The 4,256-nt window shown below is 70.9% G+C and carries 2 protein-coding genes and 1 pseudogene; 1 reads left to right on the plus strand and 2 read right to left on the minus strand.

Annotated elements, in window-relative coordinates:
• Together ABZ641_RS27565 and ABZ641_RS27570 are read right to left on the minus strand one after the other, a co-directional pair.
• A pseudogene (locus ABZ641_RS27565) lies at positions 1–239 on the minus strand (hypothetical protein); the annotation flags it as partial.
• A gap of 579 nt (positions 240–818) precedes the next feature.
• Positions 819–2,822 carry a hypothetical protein gene (locus ABZ641_RS27570; protein WP_359985905.1) on the minus strand — a complete coding sequence of 668 codons (2,004 nt, stop codon included), beginning with the start codon at positions 2,820–2,822 and terminating at the stop codon, positions 819–821.
• Positions 2,823–3,264: 442 nt separating this feature from the next.
• Here ABZ641_RS27570 and ABZ641_RS27575 point away from each other — a divergent pair, with 442 nt between their 5' ends.
• Positions 3,265–4,158 (plus strand): hypothetical protein, encoded by an 894-nt coding sequence (locus ABZ641_RS27575; protein WP_359985907.1) that lies wholly within the window; start codon positions 3,265–3,267, stop codon positions 4,156–4,158.
• Positions 4,159–4,256 lie beyond the last annotated feature (98 nt).

Here is a 4,256-nt window from a genome sequence, read left to right on the forward strand (position 1 = left end):
CTGCCCAACCCGCCGGCCGTGCCGGTGCCGGTGCCGCCCGGCAGGGTGGCGGCGGGCAGCATCGTGCGGTCAAGCAGTGCGGCGTGGCGCATCACCCACTCCCGGTCGTGCATCTGCGGGGTGCCGTGGTTGGCGCGGGCGAGGTTCAGCATCGCCGCCGTCTCCACATGTGGCGCGGGGGCGTCCGCGTAGGCCTCCTCCGGCGTCGGGGCGGCCGGACCGGTGGTGTTGTTCGGCATACGGCGGTTGCTCCTTGATGGTTGTCGGGTGCTGTGGACGGGACGGCCCGCGTGGAACGGCCGGGCGGGGCGTCGCCGGCCCGGGTCCACAGGCGGGCCCACGCCCCTGGGTGCAGCAGCTTCTCCAGCCGGCTTGTGGTGGCAGCACCGTCCGGCACCTGGTGGGTCTCGGCGTCGACGGTGACCCGGACCGCTGGCCGGTCTTGGTCTACGGACGACACACCCGCCCGACCTTCACGGTCCACCCATTCGGAATGGTCGAATTCCTCCACCGGTTGGTCCGCGCGGACTACGACGGGTGGTCGTCCTGGCCGATCAGCATCGGTGGGGACCTGTGGAACCGATCGCCACCGACGTTCGTCCACTGGCGGTTGGAGCAACTCCGGTGGGAGGCAGGACTCGACCCGGCGACCGGCGAACCGGACCCCCACGCCGACATGTTCCCGCGCTGACCGTCCATGCCGAGCGAGGTAACCGCCACCGGGACGGGACAACACCGTCCCGCCACCGGCGGGCAGCGGAACGGGCGGGCACGCGGAGGATCGAACGGGTTGACGTCGTCAGCCTGCGCCCCGGGCTTCACCGGACAGCTGGAGACGCCTCGTCCGGGTTCAGGTCGGAGCAGGTGAGGGCCTGATCGATCAGCGTGCGGATCTGCTCGTCCTGGAGGATCCGCTCGTAGCCCTCGAGCCGGGACAGGCGGTGGTCCGACCGCCGAACCCTGAGCAGCGCGGTGCGGACGGCAGGGCTGATCCCGCCGATCCGGATCAGGGCCTGCAGCGCGTCGTGGAAGGAACCGAAGGTGTCACCCCCGTCGGCGATCGGCAGCACGAACTCCTCCAGGACGCGGATGGTCGGCCCTGCCTGTCCCGTGATCGACCAGAGCGTGGCCGCCGCCGTGAGTCGTGTCCAGTGCGTGCTGTTCTCCATGATGGACCGGACCCGCTCGGCGAACGGCGCGGCCTCGCGGCCGAACTCGGCCAACGCACCGAACGGACCGAACGCCGGATCCTCCGCAGCCAGGACCGCATCGCCGACGAGCCGGAGCGTCGCCGCGCGGTCCCCGACGATGCACGCGGTGGTCCAGGTCACCGACCAGTGATTCCCGGGATGGTCCAGCACCTGGCAGGTTCGCAGTGCAGGCTCGGCGGAGGCCGCGGCAGGGCCCAGCGCCCGCAGCACGCGCAGCACGTCGATCGAGGTCCAGGTGTCGTCCAGGAGCGGCAGGAGATCCGGCAGGGCCGGCAACGCGTCCTCTTCCCAGGCCGCCAGTACCTCGACGAACCCGCGGGTCGCACCACCGCGCGCCCCACCCTCCCGGATCGCTTCACCGATCGCGGGCACCAGCACGTCCGCGTGGGCCCGCAGCGGGATCAGCACGTCCTTGATCTCCGGCCGCCTCGGGTCCGCCGTGGCGTATCCGCGCCCCGGCTCCTCCTCTTGCACCCGGAGCCGTTCGACCAGGCCCGGCAGAGCACGAGGGTCGCCGATCCGGGTCAGTGCCCATCGGGCGACCTCTCCGGCCGTGCCGTCCAGGAATTCGTCGGTTCCGCCGTCGTCGAGCAGCTCGGCGAGCCGGTCGGCGTACGGGGCCGCCGCGAGGCCCGTCGCTGCGAGCATGTTCGCCGCCCGGTACCGGACGGCCCCGTCCGGATCGTCGAGCAGTCGGCCGGCCAACGGCAGCAACGTGCCGCCCACGGAACGCCGTTCAAGGAGGAGCTGCCACGCGAGGTCCATCGCCTCCCTGCACAACAGGGTGTCTCCGGTCCGGCCTGCCGCCTCGATCAGCCGAGTGAGGAAGGACAGCTGCACCTCCGGGGCATGCTCGAACAGCCGGGCGATCCACCAGAGAACGATCTCGCGGGTGCAGGGGTCCTCGACCGACGGCACGAACCACGCCTCCTCGAACCGCGGCCGCACCGCAAGGTCGGAGAACACCTCGACCAACCGGTCCAGATGGAGCGCAGCAGACCCGGGTTCGGGACCGGCCGAAGCGTGGACGGCGGCGACCCACATCACCGGATCGTCCCCACCGAGCACGTCCGCCAGCACCGCTCGTGCCGCTGTGACAGCCTCCTGGTCGGTCCGCGGGTCGGACGCGGCCTCACCGAGGGCCAGCAGCACGGCCAACCGGACCGCCGGGTCCGTCTCCACCCGCCACACTTCCAGCAGCCCGGCAACGCCGTCTGCAAGGGGAACCGCCGCCCGCCGCACCGCCGGCTCCGGGTCCGCGAGCAGGGCCCGTGCTCCCGTCCAGTCCTCGTCGGCCAGGGCCGGCGCCTGGATGTGGGTCAGCAGCTCGACGAGGGGGACTCGCGCGCCCATGGCAGGGTCGGCAGCGAGCGCGACGACGAAGGGCAGGGCGACGGCGGCTGCGGACGGTGTCTCACACCCGTCTCTCGTTACGAGGGAGTAGAGCGGGTAGCAGTCCTCCTCCGTCGCATGAGCGCCCGCCCGGGCGAGCTTCCGGAGTGCCCGTGGCACCTCCTCGACCGAATCCAGCGGGTGGCCCGTCTCAAGTCCGTCCCACACCACGGCGTCCAACGCTTCCAACGACATCCCCGTCATCGTCGTCCCGTCCACCGGTCAGTCGTCCCGTTCGCAACCGCCCGCCATCGTCCAGGAAGCCCGTCGTTCTGTCGCTCGAAATTCGCTCGCCTCACTCACGAGCCTCGGATGTGTGGACACGCGCGTCGCCTCCTCGCTCCTCGAATCCCCTCGCCGATCCGGAACCGCACATGTCTCGCCTCCCCGCCGGCAAAGCGTTCGACGGCCCGCTGCTGCGGCCCTACCCTCGCGCGGTGATGAACGCGATGACGAACACGGTCGAGACCGGACGGCACGACACGCCCCAGCGTCAAGTCGGACCCGTGAGCCAACCGCGGGCGGTCGGACGACGTGGCGCAGGTCCTGGCTCCGGCATCAATACACTCCTCTCATCAGCGCCTACGTTCCGGTGCTGTGCCCGAAGAGCAGGGGGGATGTGATGTCGACGGTCGGCCTACAGAGGGTCTGGAAGCCGTCCGTGACGGAACTCTGGGCGGGACGACGCCCTCTGTGGTGGACCGCCGGCCCGACGGGGGAGCTGGCCGTTCTGCTCGTCCATCGGCGGTTCCTTCGCCGAAGCCGCTACGTGAAGGGCTGGCCGGGCTGGGGCCCGCAGGTCCCATTCGATGCGGTGCTCGTGATTCGCCGGGCTGACGGGTCGCTTCGACGTCGACCGATCAAGGGCATTCCGGTCAGGCCGAGCCACATCGCTCTTCTCCCGGAGTCCCGGCTCCTCATCGCACGCGGTCGGGCGGGCAAGGAGGAGTCGGGCACATGGAGCCCGAACGCCGTGGTGTTCTCCCTGGAAAGCGGTGAACAGGAGGCCGCCTTCTGCATCGGCGACGACATCCCTGCTCTGGTGACCGATCGCGGGGGATCGATCTGGACGGCCTACGGAGACGAAGGCATCTACGGAGGGCATCCGGAGTCCGCAGCCGGTCTTGCCGGCTGGAATGCCGGAGGTCAGGCGACCTGGGCTCCGGGAGGCCGCCTTCCTGACGCGCCTCTGGAGGGATGCACCGCTGCCACCGAAGGAGACCGGGTCTGGCTGGTCTGGTATTCCGGCAGTCGGCGGGGAGGCACGTTCTTGACGCGGATCACCCCGTCGACCGGTGAGGTGACCAGTTGGCCGAGCCCGGTGCGCGCCCCGGACGGGTTCGCCGTGCGCGGCCGTCGAGCAGTCCTGACCAAGCGCGATCACAACCGGCGGTCAACCGAAGTGGTGCGAGCGGAGTTGGACGGTGATACGTGGAGTGTGACCGAGCGACGCAGGATTCGCGTGCCCGGACGGGTGGTCATGCGCTGCGGCCAGGGTCGTGACGGTCTTCTGTGGCTGCGCACCGGCGACACGTGGCTGCGCATCGAAGCCTGACAGCGGCCGAGGCCGTGCAGCTCGTGATCGACGGGCCACGCCTGCTCGCCGCTCGGCAGCGCGACGGCTTCTCGAGGTGAGGGGCCCCACCCTCCGCG

The sequence above is a fragment of the Kitasatospora sp. NPDC007106 genome, from assembly GCF_040634455.1.
GTDB lineage: Bacteria > Actinomycetota > Actinomycetes > Streptomycetales > Streptomycetaceae > Kitasatospora > Kitasatospora arboriphila.